Genomic DNA, 18950 nt, shown 5'->3' with positions numbered 1-18950 from the left:
ACCCGGGTCGTACGCTGCGGTGACGCGTTAGGCGGAGGCGGCGGTGTTGCGGGCCACGTCGAGGAGGTCCTCGGCCGAGGCGCGAATGGCCCAGGCGGCGCCGCGCTGCTCAATGGCGGCCTCCACCATGCGCGCACCGATGTAGTAGCCAGCGCGCTCGGGGATTACGACGCGATCGACCGTGCGCGCATCGTCGCCGGTGCCTCCCATGAGGTACCGCAGCCGCAAGCCGAGGGCGTGGTGGTCGAACTCCTGTGCGACAGCGCGCGCGATGTGCGACTCGAGCTCGCGCACGCGGGCGTACTGGCGACGCCCGTAGCCATAGTACTCCCAGGCGGCATGCCCGGGGCTCACGAGGCGCGAGACGCTGACGGCGAGCCCTTCGTTGGCGAGGAGTTCACGCACCGAGGCGCGGCGTCCGGTCTCCCAATAGGAGTAGTAGCCGTCGGCCTCGTCGATGAGGTGCCGCATCTCGCTGCGGCTGCGCGGCGAGGTGTAGCGTACGGCGTGCGCGATCTCGTGTGCGAGCCAGAGCGGGATGAGCTCGGGGTCGAGGCCCAGTCCCTGCGTTTCGGGGTTGGCGATCCCGGTGAAGTGCTCGAGGCAGACGAAGGCGATCCCGCGACCCGCGACGACCAACTCGCCGGCGTTGGCGCCGCCCACGCCCACCATGAGCACCACATCGATATCGACATCGGTGCCTAACAACTCGGCGCACCGGGCCTCGGTGTCACGCGCCAGGGAGACGACATCCGTGCGCTCGAGCATCGCCCGCAAGTCGGAGCGATCGGCCTGCGTCGTCATCTTCACGACGTCGAGGAAGTGCTCGCTGTCGGGATCGAAGACGTAGTTATGCCAATAGGCAGACAGCCGGGCGCGGTACGACTCGAAATACTGCTGGTAGGCGGCGACTCGGTCGGTGCTGTTCAGGACTGCAAAGAAGTCCGGCAGCAAATTGATGAGCATCAACGACCAAGGCGCAGGTGGAGCGGCGCAGCAGATCCCGGAATCGGCCGGAATGTAGTAATGCTCGTGTTTGCGAACAAGAGACGATTTTCCCAGCAGTCGTCAGCTGCCGTGAGACCAAGCAACTCGGCGTGTGGCGGCGCCAGCGTTCAGCGCGTGCCGAACAGTCGGTCGCCGGCGTCGCCGAGCCCGGGGAGGATGTAGCCGTGTGCGTTGAGTTCGCGGTCGAGCGCGGCGCAGTAGATCGGCACATCGGGATGCGCCTCGTGCACGCGCCGCACACCCTCGGGCGCCGCGACCAAGCAGAGAAAGCGAATGCGCGTGGCGCCGGTGCGCTTGAGCGAGGCGATGGCGGAGACGGCGCTCCCGCCGGTGGCAAGCATCGGGTCGAGGAGGAAGAAGTCGCGCTCGGCCGCGTCGCCGGGGACCTTGAAGTAGTAGTCGACCGGTTCGAGTGTGTCGTGATCGCGATAGAGACCGATGTGCCCGACGCGCGCCGAGGGGACAAGGCGCAGGATCCCTTCGACCATGCCAAGGCCTGCGCGCAAGATCGGGACGAGCGTGAGCTTCTTGCCGCTCACCTGCCACCCGGTCGCCTGTTCGAGCGGTGTCTGGACGACGATCTCGTCGAGCGAGAGCGACGCAGTGGCCTCGTAGGCCATGAGCATCGCGATCTCGTCCACGAGCTCCTTGAAGATCTTCTTGGGCGTCCGGCGGTCCCGCATCAGCGTGAGCTTGTGCTGAATGAGCGGATGCCTGACGATCGTGAGCGAGGGCTCGGCAGGGGTGGTGTGCATGGCGGCCAAGGTACTAATTTCGCGCGCACGACAGAAGACTGGGACGGGGGCGCACGCGCCGCCGCCATACCGACGAAGGCGGGAGTGCACGCGTGGAGATCGAGTTTGCAGGCGCCGCACGTGAAGTGACGGGGTCGTGCCACCTGGTGCGCGCGAACGGGAAGACGATTGCGCTCGACTTCGGCCTCTTCCAGGGGCGACGCGCCGAGTCCGAGGCCAAGAATCGCCGCCTGCCGGTGAATGTCGCGGAGCTGGATGCCGTGGTGCTCTCCCACGCGCACATCGACCACTCCGGGCGCCTCCCGCTCCTCTTGCACGAGGGGTACACCAACACGATCTGGTGCACGCCGGCGACGCGCGACCTGTGCGCGATCATGCTCGCCGACTCGGCCCACATCCAGGAGAAGGACGCCGAGTACCTAAGCCGACGAAACAAGGCGCACGCCGACCCTCTCTACACGATGCGCGATGCCGCGCAAACGGTGGAGAACATGATCTCCGTCCCGTTCCACAAGCGCGTCGAGATTCTTCCGGGAATCCACCTCACCTTCGTCGAAGCGGGACATATCCTGGGCTCCGCGTCGGTGATCCTCGAGTGCGCGGAGGGTGGCACGGTGCAGCGGCTCGTCTTTTCCGGCGACATCGGACGTTCCGGGCTCCCGATCATTCGGGACCCGGAGCCGCCGGCAGGGGCGGACGTGGTCATCATGGAGTCGACCTACGGCAACCGCGACCATCCGGCACTCGAGGATGCGCAGGCGCGGCTCGCGGAGATCGTGACAGAGGTCGCGAAGCGCGGAGGCAAGCTGCTGATCCCGGCCTTTGCGGTCGGACGGACCCAGGAGTTGGTGTACGACCTGCACGCGTTGGCGCGTGCCAAGCGCATTCCCGAGATCCCGATCGTCATCGACTCACCGCTGGCGATCGACGCCACGTCGGTCTTCGAGATGCACCCGGACATCTTTGACCGCTCCGAGCACCTGGTGCAGGAGGCGGCGGAGCTGTTCCGGTTCGAGATGGTGCGGTACACACGCGACACCGAGGAATCGAAGGCGCTCAACGCGATGCGCGGGCCGATGGTGATCATCGCGGCGTCAGGGATGGCGGAGTCCGGGCGCATTCTGCATCACCTGGCCAATGGAGCGGACGATCCACGGAACACGATCCTCATCGTCGGCTTCATGGCCGAGCACACGCTCGGGCGACGCATTCTCGAACGGGCGCCGGTGATCAAGGTGTTTGGCGAGGAGGTGCCGCTGCGAGCGCGGGTGGAGGTGCTCAACGGGTACAGCGCCCACGGCGACCGGGGCGACCTGCGGCGTTGGGTGCATCGGGTGCGCGGGAGCGGCCCGGGGCCACGAGCGGTCTATCTCGTGCACGGCGAAGCGGAGGCGCAGGACGCGTTTGCGGAGGTGCTGCGTGAGGACGGATTCCACGTCGTGGTGCCGTCGTTGGGCGACCGCGTGACTGCCTGACGAGGATGCCCGCCGCCCGCCGCCAGGACGTGCGTGCCAGCGAGGCCCGCGAGCGGTTGCTCGCGGCGACGCTGCGCTGCGCTGCGCGCGATGGGGGCGGGGCGCTCTCGCTGCAGTCGATCGCCGAGGAGGCGTCGGTGTCGAAGGCGCTCGTCCTGTATCACTACCAGGACAAGGAGCGCCTGCTCGCCACGACCATTCGCTGGCTGACGGGGCGCCTCCTCGCGCGCGAAGCGAGCGCGCTGGCGCAGAGCACGGCGGGCTCGGTGCTCGAGGACTTCTGGCGCTGGCTGGACGAGGAGCTGCAACGCGGTGAGTTGCGCGTGCTCATCGAGCTCGCGCAGGAACGTGGCGTGGAGACGCGCCGGGCGCTGGAGGAATCGGCGCTGCAGCGACAGCAGACGGCCGAGCAGACGGTGTCGCGTGTGTTCCAGCTGCTGGACCTCTCGCCACGCCTTCCGGCGGCGATGATCGCCTCGAGCGAACTGGCGTTTCGCGATGGGTTGGTCCTGTGGGCGTGGAGACAACCTGATCGCAGCGCGCGGGTCGCCTTCGACGTGTTCTGGCTGTCGCTCCTGAGCCTGGCGCGGTAGACGAGTCGTCCCGCGCCGCTGGTGTCACGCGAGGGGCCGAATTGTCGCGCGCCGTGCTTGGTATTCGCGAAGATTGCGCGCCCGGGGACAGGGAGCGCAGCGACCCTATCGTTGCGGGACGACGGGGCCTTATTGTTCGCGTGATGGAGTCCTCATCGTGGACGGCCCGGCGACTGGTCCTTGGAGGGCTGCGCCTCTTCGCGGCGGCATGGTTGGTGTCGCTGGGCGGTGTGCTGCTGTGGGGAACTCGGGATAGCGCGCGTCCAGCGGACGCGATCGTGGTGCTGGGCGCCGCACAGTACGCGGGGCGGCCGTCGCCGGTGCTCAAGGCGCGCCTCGATCACGCGCTCGGACTCTGGAAGCGCGGACTCGCCCCGCACGTCATCCTCACCGGCGGCAAGGGCTCGGGTGACACCACCAGCGAGGCGGCCGTCGGACGGGTATACATGCTCCGTCGCGGCGTCCCGGACAGCGCCCTGTTGCTGGAGAACGAGGGGCGCAGCACCGCCGAGTCGCTTGGTGGCGTGTCGCGACTGGCGAGCAGCCGGCAGATCAGCAACGTGATCCTGGTGAGCGACCCGTTTCACATGATGCGGTTGCAGATTCTCTCGTGGCGTTACCACCTGCGCGCGGTTCCGTCCCCGACACAGACGAGCCCGATCTCAGCCAATCGCATGGAGTCGATCACCTACGTGCTTTCTGAATCGCTCAAGGTCCCGCTCACCGCGCTGCTGGCGCTGACGCCGGGGGCGACGAGCTAGGTCATGCGAGATGTGATCGGCGGCGGGCGACCGGGGCGGGTGGGGGCGGGCGTGAGGCGACGCCTCGCGCTGGCGGTTGTCACGTGCCTAACGTCTATGCCGGCGGCGGCGCGGGGGCAGGAGAAGGCACTGGAGCGACCGGCGGAGCGCTCGCCGGGCCGCACGCCCGAGTTCCTGTTCCAGCCGGGGATGCTGAGCGCCGACTTCGTCTCGGCGCCGGAGGGCTATCCGTCGACGAGCGGCTTCAACCTCCGGTTCTCGACGCTCGTCCCGACGTCGTCGAAATGGTGGACGCTGATCGTGGGGGCGAGCGTGACGCCGTACGGCACCTCGGGGATCACGCCACGCAGCACGAACACGCCTGTCCTGTTTGTCGGAAACGTCTTCCCCGGGATCGCGGCGCGCCGGACCGGGGGGTGGCTGGAGCTGCAGTTTCCCTTCTACCTCACCTACACGTACGGTGGCGGGGGGCCGCGCAACCGTGCGATCTACGGTCGCGACTTCGTGGCCGAGGCGGCCCTGCAGGTGCATGTGGGCCAGAAAGTCCTTCGGGAACTCGGACCGGCCTTCGCGCGGTTGCGCCTGTACGCGATGGTGAACCAGGTCATCACGCCTAACGAAGACCCGACGAGCGGTCGCACCGATCGCTTCAACCCGATGGCGCTCTACGGGATCACGATCCCGATCGGTCGATACAGCACCGAGCGCTGACCGGCAGTCGCTCCGTCCCTTCGCCCCGCCTCCCCGCCATGCAACTTCCCCTCGAGACCTACCGGTTGGACAACGGGCTGCGCGTGACGCTGTCGGAGGACCATACGGCGCCGATCGTGGCGGTGAACCTCTGGTACCACGTCGGGAGCGCGAACGAACGTCCGGAGCGCACCGGCTTCGCGCACCTGTTCGAGCACATGCTCTTCCAGGGCTCAGAGCATGTGGCGGCCAACGAGCACTTCGAGCTGGTGCAGCGCGCCGGGGGGACGCTCAACGGCTCGACCTGGCTGGAGCGCACCAACTACTACGAGACGCTTCCGTCCAACCAGCTGGCGATTGCACTGTGGCTCGAGGCAGACCGCATGGCGCGGCTGCTTCCTGCGATGACACAGGAGAAGCTGGACACGCAGCGCGACGTGGTGAAGAACGAGCGGCGCTGGTCGGTGGACAACCAGCCGTACGGCACATGGTGGGAGAAGCTGCCGGCGCTCGCCTTCCCGCCCGATCATCCGTTCCACCATTCGCTCATCGGGTCGATGGAGCACCTGAGCGATGCGACGCTGGACGACGTGGCCGAGTTCTTCCGGACGTTCTATACCCCCGACAACGCCGTGCTGTCGATCGTTGGGGATGTGGATCCGGTGGAAGCGAAAGGGCTGGTGCAGCGGTACTTCGGAGGGATTCCGCGCGGGACGGGTCGTCCATCGCTCCCTGACATGGGGGTACCGCCGGTGTTCGGGGAGTGGCGCCGCGAAGTCGTCGCGGACGACGTCATGGTGCCCCGTCTCTTTCTCGCGATGCGAACGCCGATCCTTGGCGCGGCGGACTACTTCTCGGCCTCGGTCGCCGGCGCGGTGCTGGGATCGGGACGAGGGAGCCGCCTGTACCAGCAGCTCGTGCGCGAGCGGCAACTGGCATCGTCGGTGTCGGTCTTCACCTTCGACCTGGCCAAGGGGAGCGACCTCCTGATTGTCGATGCCACCGCCCGCCCAGGCGTCGATGGCCAGACGCTGGAGCAGGCGGTGGGCGAGGCGCTCGACGCCATGCACGAGCGGGGGGTTACCAGCGACGAGGTGGCCCGCGCCGTGGCGTTGATCACCACCGACCTGGTGACGTCGCTACAGTCCGCACAGTCGCGCGCCGACAAATTGTCGCAGTTTGCTACTTTCTTCGGCGATCCATCGATGGTGAACGAGCAGGTGGAGCGATTCCAGGCCGTGACGGCAGACGACGTGAACCGCATCGCCCGCGCGCGACTGGGGCGCGACAATCGGGCCTCGCTGTTGTACGTGCCGCGGGAGACTCCCGAGGGAGATGGACCCGACGGCGCCGCATGGGATGACGTCGGTACGAAGCCGGAGGAACTGGCATGAGCGCCGCCGAGCGTCCGCAGCCGGGGGTGCCGCGCCCGTACGCCTTCCCCACGGCCGAGCGGCAACGATTTGCCAACGGCCTCGACGTGCTCGTGGTCCCGCTACGTCGCCTCCCCATCGCGACGGCGCTCCTGATGTCCGACGCCGGGGCCGAGTGCGATGCGGTCACCCTGTCGGGGGTCGCCTCGCTCACCGCCGAGGCGCTGGCCGAGGGGACGCGCTCGCGCGACGCCGTCTCGCTCGCCGACACGTTCGAGCAGCTGGGCGGGTCGCTCGACACGGGAGTGACGTGGACGCACGCCGAGTGCAGCACGACGGTGCTGGCGGGGCGGCTCCCCGACGCGTTGCAGCTGCTGGCCGAGGTGCTGCGTGAGCCGGCCTTTCCCGAGGGAGAGGTGACACGCCTTCGGGAGGAGCGGCTGGCCGAGCTGCTGCAGCAACGGACGGAACCGCGCGGGCTCGCCGACGACATGTTCGCGCGCTTCTGCTTCTCGGCGGCGAGTCGCTATGCGCGGAGCGAGGGCGGTGACGAGGAGACGGTGGCGCGGCTCACGCGCGACGCCGTGGTCGCGCATCATGCGCACTTCATCGTCCCCTCCCGAAGCCGCCTCATCGTCGTCGGCGATGTCGACGTGGACGGGGTGATGCAGCTGGCGGAGTCGGCCCTGGGGACGTGGCAGGCGACGGGCGCGACGTCTCCGGCGGTGGAGGTGACCCCCGCGCAGGCGCACCGTCAGGTGCACCTCGTAGCCAAGGCCGACGCCCCGCAGTCGGAGCTGCGCGTCGGTCATCCGTCGGTCACGCGCGCGCACCCCGACTTCCATGCGCTGTCGGTGATGAACGCCATCCTGGGCGGACTCTTCAACTCTCGGATCAACCTGAACCTGCGGGAGCGGCACGCCTACACGTACGGCGCCTTTTCCCAGTTCGACTGGCGCCGTCGCGCGAGTGCGTTCGAGGCTGCCACCGCGGTGCGCAGCGACGTGACGGCGGCGGCGGTGCGCGAGATCCTCCACGAAATCGACCGGATGCGGAACGAGCCAGTGAGTGCGAGCGAGTTGTCGCTGGCGGTGGACTACCTCACCGGCGTCTTCCCCATTCGCTTCGAGACGTCGGCGGCGATCGCGGCGGCGTTGGCGATGCGCGAAGGGTACGAACTCGCCCCCGACTACTACGACACGTATCGCGAGCGCATTGCCGCCGTGACGGTGGACGAGGTGCTGCGCGTGGCGCAGACGCACCTCGATCCCGCGCGCCTGCAGGTCGTGGCGGTGGCCGATCCCTCGGCGGTTCGCGACGACCTGACGGCGCTGGGGATCGGCGCGGTCCGGGAATACGATGCCACGGGTGCCCCGGTGACGTCGCCGTAGGGCGTTGGTGCAGCGAATAAGTCACTCGCAGAGAACAAATACATCATGACCGACTCCCCGAAGGTGGACTCCGTTCGGGTCTACAACGGACGCATCCTGAACCTGGACCTCGACCGGGTGCGCTTTCCGGATGGGTCGGTGGGCGAACTGGAGATGATTCGGCACCCGGGCGCCTCGGCCGTCCTGCCGTTCGCCAGCGACCCGCTGGGCGACGATCCCCAGCTCCTGCTGATCAGGCAGTACCGGTATGCAGCCGAGGCCTTCCTGTACGAAATCCCGGCCGGGCGGCTCGATCCGGACGAATCGCCGCTCGAATGTGCCAAGCGCGAGCTTCGCGAGGAAACGGGATGCACCGCTGCGCGTGTCGAACCCTTGATCACCATCTACACGACGCCCGGCTTCACCGACGAGAAGATCCACCTGTTCATGGCCAGCGGGCTGACGATGGGGGAGAGCCACCGCGAGGCCGACGAGTTCATCGAGGTGGTGACGCGCCCGCTGTCGGAGGTGCTGCAACTGATCGAACGCGGCGAGATCGTGGATGGCAAGACGATGATCGCGATCCTGTATGCGGCCGGTTTCAGGCTGGGGCGTTAGCTGGAAATCCGGTATTGAAGCGCGGGCGTAGGGGAGAGGTGCGAGGCGGACTGTCCTGTCATTCGGAACACGGGGTTGTCATCCCCAGAGGACGAATTGGCTGACTGGCTCGACAGGTAACGTGACGTGCGACACGGTAAGTCCTTGATAATCATGCAGTTGTGTGGTGTGCCCAAGTGGCGGGCAAACGGGGCACGCCACGTGCCCTACAGGATGGCAGGACGTCGGACATGTTCCCCTGTTGACCGACGAGCGGGACCAACCAGCGAGACCTGAGGATACTCACCATGGCTCACTCGGCACTCCAATCGGCGCCCCTCTCCTCCGCGGGTTCCGCGGTCAGGGAGCAGCTCCGACAGGTGGACGACGGCGCGGTGGTGAGCGCCTTCCTGGGCGGAGAGGAGCGGGCGTTTCAGGAGCTCGTGGACCGGTACCAGACGCGCCTCCTCAACTTCATCTATCGCACCATCGGCGACCGCGAACGCGCCGAGGACCTGGTGCAGGAAGTGTTCATTCGCGTGTACCGACACCTGCACCGATTCGATCGGTCCAAGAAGTTCTCGACGTGGATCTACACGATTGCCTCGAACCTGGCCAAGAACGAGTTGCGCAATCGCTCGCGCAATCCGCTCGTGCTCTTCCAGGCGATCCGGAAGAACTGGCAGGACGAGGATCGTCCGCTGCAGTTCGAGGACCCCTCGTCGCGGCCGGACGACCTGTATCGCAAGCGCCATCTGCGTGACTTGGTGGAGCAGTCGGTGGATCAGCTCCCCGAGCACCACCGCCAGGTGTTCGTCCTCCGCGAGCTGGAGGGGAAGTCGTATGAGGAGATCGCCGAGATCACCGAGTGCAATCTCGGGACGGTCAAGTCGCGGTTGAACCGGGCGCGCAACGCCTTCGCGGCGATCATCAGCCCGGGGCTCCGGTAAGGCGGCAGACGGACGAGGAAATGATGGACGAGGGCCTTCCACGGAAACACCGTGGGGGGCCCTTCGTCTTTCTCTTCGGCGAGCGCTAGTATTTGATGCACGCCGTGTGCAAAATGGGAACCCGATCCGTGCGGGTGGGTACCCTCCCTCGTCGTCAGCCCCCAAGGTTTCGCGCGTCATGGATTGCAGGACGTTCCGCCGCCAGCATCTCGCCTTCGTCGATGACACCCTCCCGGGTGTGGACGTCGCGCCAATGGAACGTCACCGGAACGACTGTGCTGCCTGCGCGCGGCTCGATCGCGACGTGCGCCGCAGCCTCCTGCTGATCCGGAACAACCTCCCGACCATCCAGCCGTCCGCCGACTTCTCCGTTCGCCTCGCGCGGCGGCTGGAGGAAGAGCGGAAGCGCCAGGCCATGCCGGCGCCCATGTTCAAGGGACCGGGATTGAGCGGCTTCCTCTCCATGTCGATCGGCGTGGTCGCGATGGGGATTTTCGCCGTGGTGATGACCGACCGGCGCGAGATGGGGAGTGCGCCCCGCCTGCCGAGCGTGGTGATTCGCCCGAGTGGTGCGCCGTTGGGCGTCAACTCGACGCTCCCGGTGGCGCCGCCGGCCTTCGTGGCGTCGGTGTCGACGGGGATGGCGGTGTGGCCGGCGTTGTTGATGATGGAGGAGGCGCAATCGCGCTTCGCCGGCCGTCGGGGCGCAGGTGCGGTTCGTTCGGTGAGCTACACGCCCGACACCCCGCAGCACTGATCGCGAGCGCCGCCCCGGAGCCAGGGGGCGGGCGCGCTATATTGGGCCACCATGAGTGCCCAGGGGCTCCGCGACCTGCGGAAGGCGATCGCGAATCGCACCTTCGAGCCGGCCTACTTCTTTCACGGCGACGATGAGTACCGGAAAGAGGCGGCCGTTCGCGAGCTGATCGCGGGTGCCGTCGACCCCGCGACGCGCGACTTCAACTTCGATCTCCTGCGCGGCGCCGACGTGACGCCGGAGCAGCTCGCGTCGGCAGTGAACACGCTGCCGATGATGGCCGACCGCCGCGTGGTGGTCCTGCGTGACGTGACCGCGCTCAAGAAGGACGCGCGCGCGGTGCTCGAGCGCTACCTCACGCGCCCCTCGCGCGACACGGTATTGATCATGACGGCGCCTGCGGGGGCCAAGGCCGACAAGGGGATCGATCACGGCGCCACGACGATAGGCTTTGCGGTGTTGCGCGAGCAGGAGCTGCTGGAGTGGGTCACGCGCCACGCCCAGGACGTGCATGGCGTGACCATCTCCGACCGCGCCGTTGCGCTCCTCCTTTCCTCCGTTGGGGCTGACGCGGGGCAGATGGCGTCGGAGGTGGACAAGCTCGTCAGCTACACACAGGGAGCGCCGATCGACGAGGAGGCGGTGGCCGCGGTGGTCGGGGTGCGCCATGGCGAGTCGCTCGGCGACTTTCTCGATCGCGTGGCGGCGCGTGATGCCCCGGGCGCCCTGGCGCTCATCGAACACGTCCTGCTGCTTCCCAAGTCGGGACTGGTCCCGATCATCATCGCGCTCACCGTGCAGACGCTGGCGATCGGGTGGGCGCGACAGGCGCGGGATCGCGGGATCGCCGAGCACCGGTTAGCCAGCGAACTCTTCGGGTTGCTCAAGGAGACGGGCGCCTATCCGATGCGGTCGTGGAGCGAGGCGACGGAGTGCTGGAAGAAGAACGTCTCGCGCTGGGACATGGCGAGCGTCGAGCAGGCGCTGGCCGCGCTGCTCGCCGCCGATCGTGCGGCGAAGGACACGAAGCTCTCCTCGGACGACCAGATGCTGGCGTCGCTGGTGTGCGCGATGTGCACACCAGCGCGCCGGTTCGCTGCCTAACGATCTTTTCCTCCCATGCCGATTTCCCGACACGTTCCGCCGCTCGTCGCGGTCGCCGCGCTCCTGTTGGCGCTTCCGGGACGTGCGCGTCCGGCGCAGGCGCAGCGCCCCGACTCGACCGTCGCCCGCGTGCAGCGCCTGGTGAATGCCGGCGACCGGGCCGGGGGGCGCGCGCTTGCCGATTCCCTGCTGCAATCGGCGGCGGAAGGGACGCACGCGTACGCCGAGGCGCTGTATGCGCGCGCCTTCGCCTCGTCGAGTGCGGTGGAGGCCGAGCGCGACTACCTGCGCGTGAGCGTGGAATACTCCCTGTCGCCACGCGCCGAAGAGGCGACGATGATGGTGGCGCAGCTCAAGCTGGCGCGAAGCGACCGTCTGGGGGCGCGCCGCAACTTCGAGCGCTTGGTGCGCGAACACCCCGATGGGGCGCTGACGTCCAAGGCGGCGTTCTGGGCCGGGCGACTGGCGCTGGAGGATGGGGACCTGGTACGAGGGTGCCAATCGCTGGGACTCTCGCGCGCCCGCGTGTCGTCGGACGACGTAGAGCTGGCCAACCAGATCGACTACTACAGCCAGCGCTGCAGCGCGAGTGCCCTCGCGGCCGCGGCGAGTGCAGCGGCCGCCGATTCGGCGGCGGCGACGGCCGCGACCGGGACGGCGGGTCGTACGAAGGGGAAGACGCCGAGCAAGCCGACGGCGCGCGACGAGCGGCCGGCCCCGCGCGAGCGCGCCCCCGCGCCCCCACCCGAGCGCGTGGTGGAGCCGCCCGTGCAGCCGCCCGTGGAACCCCCGGTTGTTGTGCCCCCGGCAGCGGTGCCGGTCGATTCGGTGGCCACGCCCAGCAAGCCGGCCAAGATGTACAGCGTCCAGGTGGCCGCCTTTCCCAAACAGCGTGATGCCGACGCGTTGGCCGAGGTGCTGCAGCAGCGCGGATTCGAGGTGCGCGTGTGGGGAACCAAGGCGCCCTTCCGGGTGCGCGTGGGGCGCTATGCCACGCGAGAGGAGGCCGAGGGGGCACGCGCGCGCATGAAGGCGTCGCGGGTGAACGGCCTGGTCGTGGAGGCCGAGTCGCCATGAGCTTGGCCGCACGCTGGCACGGAGTGACGCACGGAGTGACGCGATGAGCCGCGACGGCACCCCGCTCATGCAGCAGTACCGGGACATCAAGGCGCGGCATCAGGACGCGATCCTGCTGTTCCGGATGGGGGACTTCTACGAGATGTTCTTCGAGGACGCCGAAGTGGCGTCGCGCGTGTTGGGGCTCACGCTGACGAGCCGCAACAACGGCGGCGCCTCGGAGGTGCCGCTGGCGGGGGTGCCCGTGAAGGCGGTGAACGACTACCTGCGTCGCCTGGTGCAGCAGGGTTTTCGGGTGGCGATTTGCGAGCAGGTGGAGGATCCCAAGCTGGCCAAGGGGATCGTGCGTCGCGAAGTGGTGGAGACGATCACCCCCGGCGCCGCCTTTGCCGACGACCTGCTCGACGTGGCGCGCAACAACTTCCTGTGTGCGGTGCACCGCGAAGGCGACACGTTCGGGATTGCTGCAGCCGACGTGTCGACCGGGGCGTTCCACCTGGTGGTGGCGCCCTCGCGCGACGCCGGCGCCGCGCTGGCGCGCTTTGCGCCGAGCGAGGTGCTGGTGGCGCGCGGGACGTCGCTGGTGGGGGCGGCGGCGGAGCTGCACGCGGACGGTGCCCTGGTCACGGAGCGTGACGGGTGGGAGTTCGACCCTGAGCTGGCGCGCGACGAGCTGGCGCGGCACTTCGGGGTGCACTCGCTGGAGGGGTTCGGGGTTGGCGGCGAGGCGGCAGCGGCGATTGGGGCGGGCGGTGCGCTGCTCAAGTACGTCCGTGAGCTGCAACCCGCGGGCGTGCCGCACCTGGCGCGTCCCACGCTGGAGCGGGCCGGCGGGGTGATGCCGCTGGACGAGATGACGCGGCGGAACCTGGAGTTGGTGGAGTCGCTGCGAGGCGAGAGCGATCACCCCAACGGGCGCGCCGCGGCCGAGCGCGCGGGGACACTGCTCGGCGTCTTTGACCGGACGCAGACGCCGATGGGGGCGCGGTTGCTGCGCCACTGGCTCCTGGCGCCGCTCCTGGACAAGGGGGCGATCGACGCGCGGCTGGACGCGGTGGGGGCGCTGGTGGGGGACAGCCTGGCGCGCGGGGCGCTGCGCGAGGCGCTCGACGGCGTGCGCGACGTGGAGCGACTGGCGAGCAAGGCGGCCGCCGGGCGGGCGACGCCCCGGGAGCTGGGCGCGTTAGGCAGCTCGCTGGCGCAGCTCCCGCGCGTGGCGGGGGCCATTGCGCACCTGGCCGATTTCGGCGCGTTAGGCGGGATCGCGGGGCGGTGGGACTCGTGCCCCGACCTGGCCGAGGCGATTGCGGCGACGCTCGTGGACCGGCCGCCGGCGGCGATTGGCGACGAGGATGCGATTCGCCCCGGGGTGGACGCCTCGCTCGACGAGTTGCGCGCGCTGCGGGATGGCGGGCGCGATGCGATCGCCAACATCCAGTCGGCGGAGCGGGAGCGGACGGGGATCACGTCGCTCAAGGTGGGCTACAACCGCGTCTTCGGGTACTTCATCGAGATCACCAACGCCAACCGGCACCTCATCCCCGACGACTACCAGCGCCGCCAGACGCTGACTGGGGCGGAGCGCTACGTGACGCCGGCGCTCAAGACGTACGAGGAGAAGGTCCTGACGGCGACCGAGCGCATCGAGGTGCGCGAGCGGGAGCTGTTCGAGGCGCTGCGCGTGCGGATCGGCGGGGCGATCCGCCGGCTGCAAGACGCGGCGTCGCTGGTGGCGCAGCTCGACGTGCTGGCGACGCTGGCCGAGGTGGCGTCGGCGGAGCGCTACGTGCGCCCGGAGATCACCACCGGCTACGACCTCGACATCGTCGGGGGGCGCCACCCGGTGGTCGAGCGCATGATGCCGCGCGACAAGTTCATCCCCAACGATGTGCAGCTGACGGACGACGCGCGGATGATCATCCTGACCGGGCCCAACATGGCCGGCAAGTCGACCATCCTGCGGCAGATCGGGCTCATCGCGCTCATCGCGCAGGTGGGGTCGTTCGTCCCGGCGACGCGGGCGACGATCGGGGTGATGGACCGGATCTTCACGCGCGTGGGGGCGAGCGACAACCTGGTGCGCGGGCAGTCGACGTTCATGGTGGAGATGGCCGAGACGAGCGCCATCCTGCACACGGCGACCAAGCGGTCGCTGGTGCTCCTGGACGAGATCGGGCGCGGGACGTCGACGTATGACGGCGTCTCGATCGCGTGGGCGGTGAGCGAGCACCTGCACGACAAGACGGGGGCCAAGACGGTCTTCGCCACGCACTATCACGAGTTGACGCAGCTCACCGACGAACTGGCGGCGGCGCGCAACTTCAACGTGGCGGTGCGCGAGGTGGGGGAGCAGGTGCTCTTCCTGCACCGGTTGCAGGCCGGGGGGGCAGACCGGTCGTATGGCATCGAGGTGGGGAGGCTGGCAGGACTGCCGGAGGCCGTGATCCGGCGGGCGAGGGAAGTGTTGAAGCTGCTCGAGGGGGAGGCGCTGGTTGCTGGGCTCAGCGGGGGGAAGACGAGAAGACGAGAAGACGAGAAGACGAGTGGGAGCTCGGCAGCGCCGCAGCTTTCCTTTTTCGTCGTGGAGCCGCATGCGGTGGTGCTCAAGCTCAAGCAGGTGGATGTGAACCAGATGACACCGCTCGAGGCGATGAAGCTGCTCGATGAACTGGCGCGGCTGTCGCGCGAGGGCTAGCGGGAACCCGTAGATTGCGCGCCATGACTTCACTCACTGCTGGCATGATCTCGTTCAGTTTCGCGCAATGGACGCGTGCGGTCCGCGATGTGGCCGCGGCTCGCGGCGTCGGCGTCGCTCCTGTGGTGCCGCTCGTGTTGGCGGTCGCTTTCGTGACGGCGTGTGACCGGGGAGCGGCGGGGAGCGGCGGGATGGCGGTGACCCCGGATTCGCTCCCCGTCTTCATCGGCGACTCGCTCCCCTTTGACTATCCGCCGGGGCCGTACATCCAGCGCATCCAGGACAACGTGACGTTGCGGCTGTACCTGGACGAGTTCGGGCGCCCCGTCCCCGACTCGACGCGCATTCACGAGCATGCGACGGTCGCGGCGTTCGACACCTCGGCGCTCGACGGGTCCAAGGAGCTCGTCTTCCGCCCGGCGATGAAGGACGGGAAGGCGATCCCCTTCCCGGTGCTCTTCCCGATCAAGTTCCGCGTCCCCGACGGACCGCCGATGCCCGGCGACTCGGGCGCACCTGTTCCCAAGAATTAGTCCAGAGACCGACATGACCGATACCCTCTCGCAGCTGTCCGCCCGCGTTCCCCGCAACCGGCAGGTGTACGAGTCGGTGCTGGAGACCATCGGCTGGACGCCGCTCATCAAGCTCACGCGCGTGACGCGCGGGATCCGCACGCCGGTGTACGGCAAGGCGGAGTTCTTCAATCCCGGCGGGTCGGTGAAGGACCGCATCGGGCTCCCGATCATCGAGCAGGCGGAGCGCGACGGGAAGCTCAAGCCGGGCGGGGTGATCGTCGAGGGGACGAGCGGCAACACCGGCATCGGCTTGGCGCTGGCGGCGGCGCTCAAGGGGTATCGTTGCATCTTCACGATGCCGGACAAGATGTCGCAGGAGAAAGTCCGCCTGCTCAAGGCCTTTGGGGCCGAGGTGATCATCACGCCGACGGCGGTGCCGCCGGACCATCCCGACAACTACGTGATGATGGCGCGGCGCATTGCGGCCGAGACGCCGAATGCGGTGCTGGCCAACCAGTTCTACAACGAGGCCAACCCGGCGGCGCACGAAGCGACCACCGGGCCCGAGCTGTGGGAACAGACCGAAGGGCGCATCACGCACTTCGTGGGCGCGGCGGGAACCGGCGGGACGCTGACCGGCGTGGGGCGCTATCTCAAGTCGAAGAACCCCAAGATCCAGATCATCGCCGGCGACCCGCAGGGGTCGATCCTGGCCGAGATGTGGCGCAGCCAGGGCGAGGGGAAGCCTGAAGGGGCGCCGTACAAGGTCGAAGGGATCGGGCAGGACAAGGTCCCCGGAACGCTCGACATGAGCGTGATCGACGAGTTCCAGACGGTGGGCGACAAGGACGCGTTTTCGATGGCGCGGCGCCTCACGCGTGAAGAGGGGCTCTTCGTCGGCGGCTCGGCGGGGCTCATCGCGCACGCGGCGCTCAACGTGGCGCGCCGCATCAACGATCCCGATGCCTTGGTGGTGACGTTCCTGTGCGACACCGGGGAGCGATACCTCTCGAAGCTGTACAACGACGAGTGGATGCGGGAGAACCAGCTGCTCGAGGCCGACAAGGCGACGATCGCGCAGGTGATCAACGTGAAGCCCGGCGGTGCGCCGGTGATGGTCAGCACCTCGCCGGGGGCCCCGGTGCGCCAGGCGTTGCGGCTGATGTCGTTGCACGACATCTCGCAGCTGCCCGTGATGGAAGGGGCCGTGTGCGTGGGATCGGTCAACGAGCACACGCTCTCGGCCAAGGCGCTGGAGAACGGCAAGCTGCTGGATGCCACGGTGGGCGACGTGATGGACCCGCCGTTCCCGATCATCGACGTGAACACGCCGGCCGACAACGTGGCCAAGCTGCTCTCCAAGACCAACCCGGCGGTGCTGGTGCAGTCGCACGGTCAGGTGCAAGGGATCGTCACGCGGGGCGACCTGCTGCAGTACCTGATGGGGCGATGACAGAAGACGGGAAGACGGGAAGACGAGAAGACGAGAGGGCGCCGATGCGGGTGACGGTGTTGATGGGGGGGACATCCTCTGAGCGTGACGTGTCGTTGGCGTCGGGCCTCCGTGTTGCCGGCGCGCTGCGCGCGGCCGGGCATGAGGTCCGGGTGGTCGATACGGCGCGGGGGACGCTGACCGCGGCCGACGAACAGCTCATGCTCGAGGGGGGGCGCGTGGTGAAGACCGTGCCGCCGGACGTGCAGGCGCTGGTACGGCTCAACCGGGCGCTGCCGGGGACGCTCGATCATCTCGCGGACACCGAGGTGATCTTCCTGGCGTTACATGGAGGGACGGGGGAGGACGGGACGATCCAGGCGCTGCTCGACCTCACGGGCATTCCCTACACGGGGAGCGGGCACCTGGCGAGCGCGCTGGCGATGGACAAGGACTTGGCGAAGCACCTTTTCCGGGCGGCGGGGGTGCCGACGGCCGACTGGCTGATGGCGCCGGCGACGGTCGAGGAGGTACAGGGGCGGCTCGGCTTCCCGGTGATCGTCAAGCCGAGCAAGCAGGGGTCGACGGTGGGGCTGTCGCTGGTGAAGGATCCCGCGGAGCTCCAGGCAGCGATAGACGAGGCGTTTCGCCACGATGACGAGGTGATGCTCGAGGCCTTCGTCCCGGGGCGGGAGCTGACGGTGGGGATCCTGGGCGGGGAGGCGCTCCCGGTGGGGGAGATCATTCCCGTGAAGGAGCTCTACGACTACGAGTGCAAGTACACGCCGGGGATGGCGCAGGAGATCTTCCCGGCCGACCTGACCCCGGAGCAGACCGCCGAGGTGCAGCGGCTAGCGAAGCGCGCGTTTGGCGCGTTAAAGCTCGGCGGGTGTGCGCGGATCGACTTCCGGATGACGCCATCCGGTGACTTCTTCTGCCTGGAGGCCAATACGCTTCCGGGGATGACGGAGACGAGCCTGATACCACAGGCTGCGGCAGCGGCGGGGATCAGCTTCCCGGCGCTCTGCGACCGCATCGCCCGCCTGGCGGCTGCGGGGCCCACACCGGCAAGGACTTCGACCTAGATGGGGACGAGACCAGTACTGGCGGCAGCGCTCGCGGGGATCCCGATCGGCATCCAGCGCCACGGGGTCTGGGCCGGTCGGCGGCAGATGTTGATTCGCTTTGCCGGGCCGGCGGAGACGGCGACGATGTACACCTCGGAGGCGCTGGCGCGGGAGGTGACGCGCGGGCTCAGCCGTTCGCCGGTGCACTCGATCTGCATCTCCGGGCGCGACGCGCTGGGGAATGCGGAGTTCCTGGAGGCGGCGCTGCAGGCGCTGGCGACCAAGACGCCGGTGATCGCTGATACGGACGGGCAACGCCCTGAAGCGATTGCGGTCCTTCATCCGTATGTACAGTTGGTTCAGGTGTCGCTGGAGGCGCCGTCGCCCGAGGCCACGGTGGAGCGGGCGATGGAGACGATTCGCACGGCGGCGCGGGTGGGCTGTGAGCACGCGGTGGTCATCGCCGGGACGGACGAGGCGAGTGACGCCGATTACTTACAGATCGTCGAGAAAGCGCATAGTGCCAGCGATGCGGTGCGCATCGTGATCCACCCGGGACCTGCGACCGAACGCGGAGCGTTGGACCGGCGGTGGAGTGTGCTGGTCGAGCATGCCATGGGGCACCACCCGGACGTGCGAGTGGCGCTTCGGCTGAACGGCCCGGCGACCATGCGGTAGGCGCCCAGCAGCCGCTGGGTGTAGGCACCCGGCGACGCCGGGTGAAAGCGCCC

Annotated in this window: 18 protein-coding genes; 16 read left to right on the top strand and 2 right to left on the bottom strand. The window is 68.5% G+C overall.

Going from position 1 to position 18950, the window contains the following annotated elements; genetic code table 11:
- Nucleotides 1-27: 27 nt before the first annotated feature.
- Together IPN47_18720 and upp are read right to left on the bottom strand one after the other, a co-directional pair.
- A complete protein-coding gene (locus IPN47_18720) occupies nt 28-966 on the bottom strand; it encodes a hypothetical protein (GenBank protein ID MBK9410036.1) in 939 nt (312 codons plus the stop codon).
- Nucleotides 967-1115: 149 nt separating this feature from the next.
- Nucleotides 1116-1763, bottom strand: a complete 648-nt coding sequence (upp, locus tag IPN47_18715; GenBank protein ID MBK9410035.1) for a uracil phosphoribosyltransferase — start codon at nt 1761-1763, stop codon at nt 1116-1118.
- Nucleotides 1764-1855: 92 nt separating this feature from the next.
- Here upp and IPN47_18710 point away from each other — a divergent pair, with 92 nt between their 5' ends.
- The 16 genes from IPN47_18710 to IPN47_18635 all read left to right on the top strand — a co-directional run bounded on the left by IPN47_18710 (nt 1856) and on the right by IPN47_18635 (nt 18897).
- Complete coding sequence (locus tag IPN47_18710; GenBank protein MBK9410034.1) at nt 1856-3238, top strand: MBL fold metallo-hydrolase; 1383 nt, start codon at nt 1856-1858, stop codon at nt 3236-3238.
- 5 nt (nt 3239-3243) lie between these two features.
- Entirely contained in the window at nt 3244-3831 is a 588-nt protein-coding gene (locus tag IPN47_18705; GenBank protein ID MBK9410033.1) for a TetR/AcrR family transcriptional regulator, read from the top strand.
- Nucleotides 3832-3974: 143 nt separating this feature from the next.
- Nucleotides 3975-4592, top strand: a complete 618-nt coding sequence (locus IPN47_18700; protein MBK9410032.1) for a YdcF family protein — start codon at nt 3975-3977, stop codon at nt 4590-4592.
- Between the two features lie 3 nt (nt 4593-4595).
- A complete protein-coding gene (locus IPN47_18695) occupies nt 4596-5303 on the top strand; it encodes a hypothetical protein (GenBank protein MBK9410031.1) in 708 nt (235 codons plus the stop codon).
- A gap of 38 nt (nt 5304-5341) precedes the next feature.
- Nucleotides 5342-6676: an insulinase family protein gene (locus IPN47_18690; protein ID MBK9410030.1), complete on the top strand. Its 1335-nt coding sequence runs from the start codon at nt 5342-5344 to the stop codon at nt 6674-6676.
- A complete protein-coding gene (locus IPN47_18685; protein ID MBK9410029.1) occupies nt 6673-8046 on the top strand; it encodes an insulinase family protein in 1374 nt (457 codons plus the stop codon). Before IPN47_18690 ends, IPN47_18685 begins: the two co-directional genes overlap by 4 nt.
- A 45-nt stretch (nt 8047-8091) precedes the next feature.
- Entirely contained in the window at nt 8092-8643 is a 552-nt protein-coding gene (locus tag IPN47_18680) for an NUDIX hydrolase (GenBank protein MBK9410028.1), read from the top strand.
- Between the two features lie 287 nt (nt 8644-8930).
- Nucleotides 8931-9572, top strand: a complete 642-nt coding sequence (locus IPN47_18675; protein MBK9410027.1) for a sigma-70 family RNA polymerase sigma factor — start codon at nt 8931-8933, stop codon at nt 9570-9572.
- Nucleotides 9573-9750: 178 nt separating this feature from the next.
- Nucleotides 9751-10329, top strand: a complete 579-nt coding sequence (locus IPN47_18670) for a hypothetical protein (GenBank protein ID MBK9410026.1) — start codon at nt 9751-9753, stop codon at nt 10327-10329.
- Between the two features lie 51 nt (nt 10330-10380).
- Nucleotides 10381-11433: a DNA polymerase III subunit delta gene (gene holA / locus IPN47_18665; GenBank protein MBK9410025.1), complete on the top strand. Its 1053-nt coding sequence runs from the start codon at nt 10381-10383 to the stop codon at nt 11431-11433.
- Between the two features lie 15 nt (nt 11434-11448).
- Nucleotides 11449-12510, top strand: a complete 1062-nt coding sequence (locus IPN47_18660; protein ID MBK9410024.1) for an SPOR domain-containing protein — start codon at nt 11449-11451, stop codon at nt 12508-12510.
- A gap of 43 nt (nt 12511-12553) precedes the next feature.
- On the top strand, nt 12554-15205 hold the full coding sequence (gene mutS / locus IPN47_18655; GenBank protein ID MBK9410023.1) for a DNA mismatch repair protein MutS: 2652 nt from the start codon (nt 12554-12556) through the stop codon (nt 15203-15205).
- A 44-nt stretch (nt 15206-15249) separates the two neighbouring features.
- A complete protein-coding gene (locus IPN47_18650; protein MBK9410022.1) occupies nt 15250-15738 on the top strand; it encodes an energy transducer TonB in 489 nt (162 codons plus the stop codon).
- 13 nt (nt 15739-15751) lie between these two features.
- Complete coding sequence (locus IPN47_18645) at nt 15752-17173, top strand: pyridoxal-phosphate dependent enzyme (GenBank protein ID MBK9410021.1); 1422 nt, start codon at nt 15752-15754, stop codon at nt 17171-17173.
- Nucleotides 17174-17217: 44 nt separating this feature from the next.
- Nucleotides 17218-18237, top strand: coding sequence for a D-alanine--D-alanine ligase (locus tag IPN47_18640; protein MBK9410020.1), 1020 nt, complete (start codon nt 17218-17220; stop codon nt 18235-18237).
- Nucleotides 18238-18897 (top strand): radical SAM protein, encoded by a 660-nt coding sequence (locus IPN47_18635; GenBank protein MBK9410019.1) that lies wholly within the window; start codon nt 18238-18240, stop codon nt 18895-18897. It begins immediately after the preceding gene.
- The last annotated feature ends 53 nt before the right edge of the window (nt 18898-18950 follow it).

The organism is Gemmatimonadota bacterium (assembly GCA_016719105.1).
Taxonomy (GTDB): Bacteria; Gemmatimonadota; Gemmatimonadetes; order Gemmatimonadales; family Gemmatimonadaceae; genus SCN-70-22.
Note: the sequence above shows the minus strand (reverse complement) of the source record. Positions and strands in the feature narration are given on the sequence as shown.

Coding starts and splice junctions, on each gene's coding strand:
- IPN47_18685 (MBK9410029.1), top strand. CDS start 6,673: ATGAGCGCCGCCGAGCGTCCGCAGCCGGGGGTGCCGCGCCCGTACGCC.
- IPN47_18705 (MBK9410033.1), top strand. CDS start 3,244: ATGCCCGCCGCCCGCCGCCAGGACGTGCGTGCCAGCGAGGCCCGCGAG.
- IPN47_18720 (MBK9410036.1), bottom strand. CDS start 966: ATGCTCATCAATTTGCTGCCGGACTTCTTTGCAGTCCTGAACAGCACC.
- IPN47_18645 (MBK9410021.1), top strand. CDS start 15,752: ATGACCGATACCCTCTCGCAGCTGTCCGCCCGCGTTCCCCGCAACCGG.
- IPN47_18700 (MBK9410032.1), top strand. CDS start 3,975: ATGGAGTCCTCATCGTGGACGGCCCGGCGACTGGTCCTTGGAGGGCTG.
- IPN47_18680 (MBK9410028.1), top strand. CDS start 8,092: ATGACCGACTCCCCGAAGGTGGACTCCGTTCGGGTCTACAACGGACGC.
- holA (MBK9410025.1), top strand. CDS start 10,381: ATGAGTGCCCAGGGGCTCCGCGACCTGCGGAAGGCGATCGCGAATCGC.
- mutS (MBK9410023.1), top strand. CDS start 12,554: ATGAGCCGCGACGGCACCCCGCTCATGCAGCAGTACCGGGACATCAAG.
- IPN47_18635 (MBK9410019.1), top strand. CDS start 18,238: ATGGGGACGAGACCAGTACTGGCGGCAGCGCTCGCGGGGATCCCGATC.
- IPN47_18640 (MBK9410020.1), top strand. CDS start 17,218: ATGCGGGTGACGGTGTTGATGGGGGGGACATCCTCTGAGCGTGACGTG.
- IPN47_18650 (MBK9410022.1), top strand. CDS start 15,250: ATGATCTCGTTCAGTTTCGCGCAATGGACGCGTGCGGTCCGCGATGTG.
- upp (MBK9410035.1), bottom strand. CDS start 1,763: ATGCACACCACCCCTGCCGAGCCCTCGCTCACGATCGTCAGGCATCCG.
- IPN47_18675 (MBK9410027.1), top strand. CDS start 8,931: ATGGCTCACTCGGCACTCCAATCGGCGCCCCTCTCCTCCGCGGGTTCC.
- IPN47_18670 (MBK9410026.1), top strand. CDS start 9,751: ATGGATTGCAGGACGTTCCGCCGCCAGCATCTCGCCTTCGTCGATGAC.
- IPN47_18695 (MBK9410031.1), top strand. CDS start 4,596: ATGCGAGATGTGATCGGCGGCGGGCGACCGGGGCGGGTGGGGGCGGGC.
- IPN47_18660 (MBK9410024.1), top strand. CDS start 11,449: ATGCCGATTTCCCGACACGTTCCGCCGCTCGTCGCGGTCGCCGCGCTC.
- IPN47_18690 (MBK9410030.1), top strand. CDS start 5,342: ATGCAACTTCCCCTCGAGACCTACCGGTTGGACAACGGGCTGCGCGTG.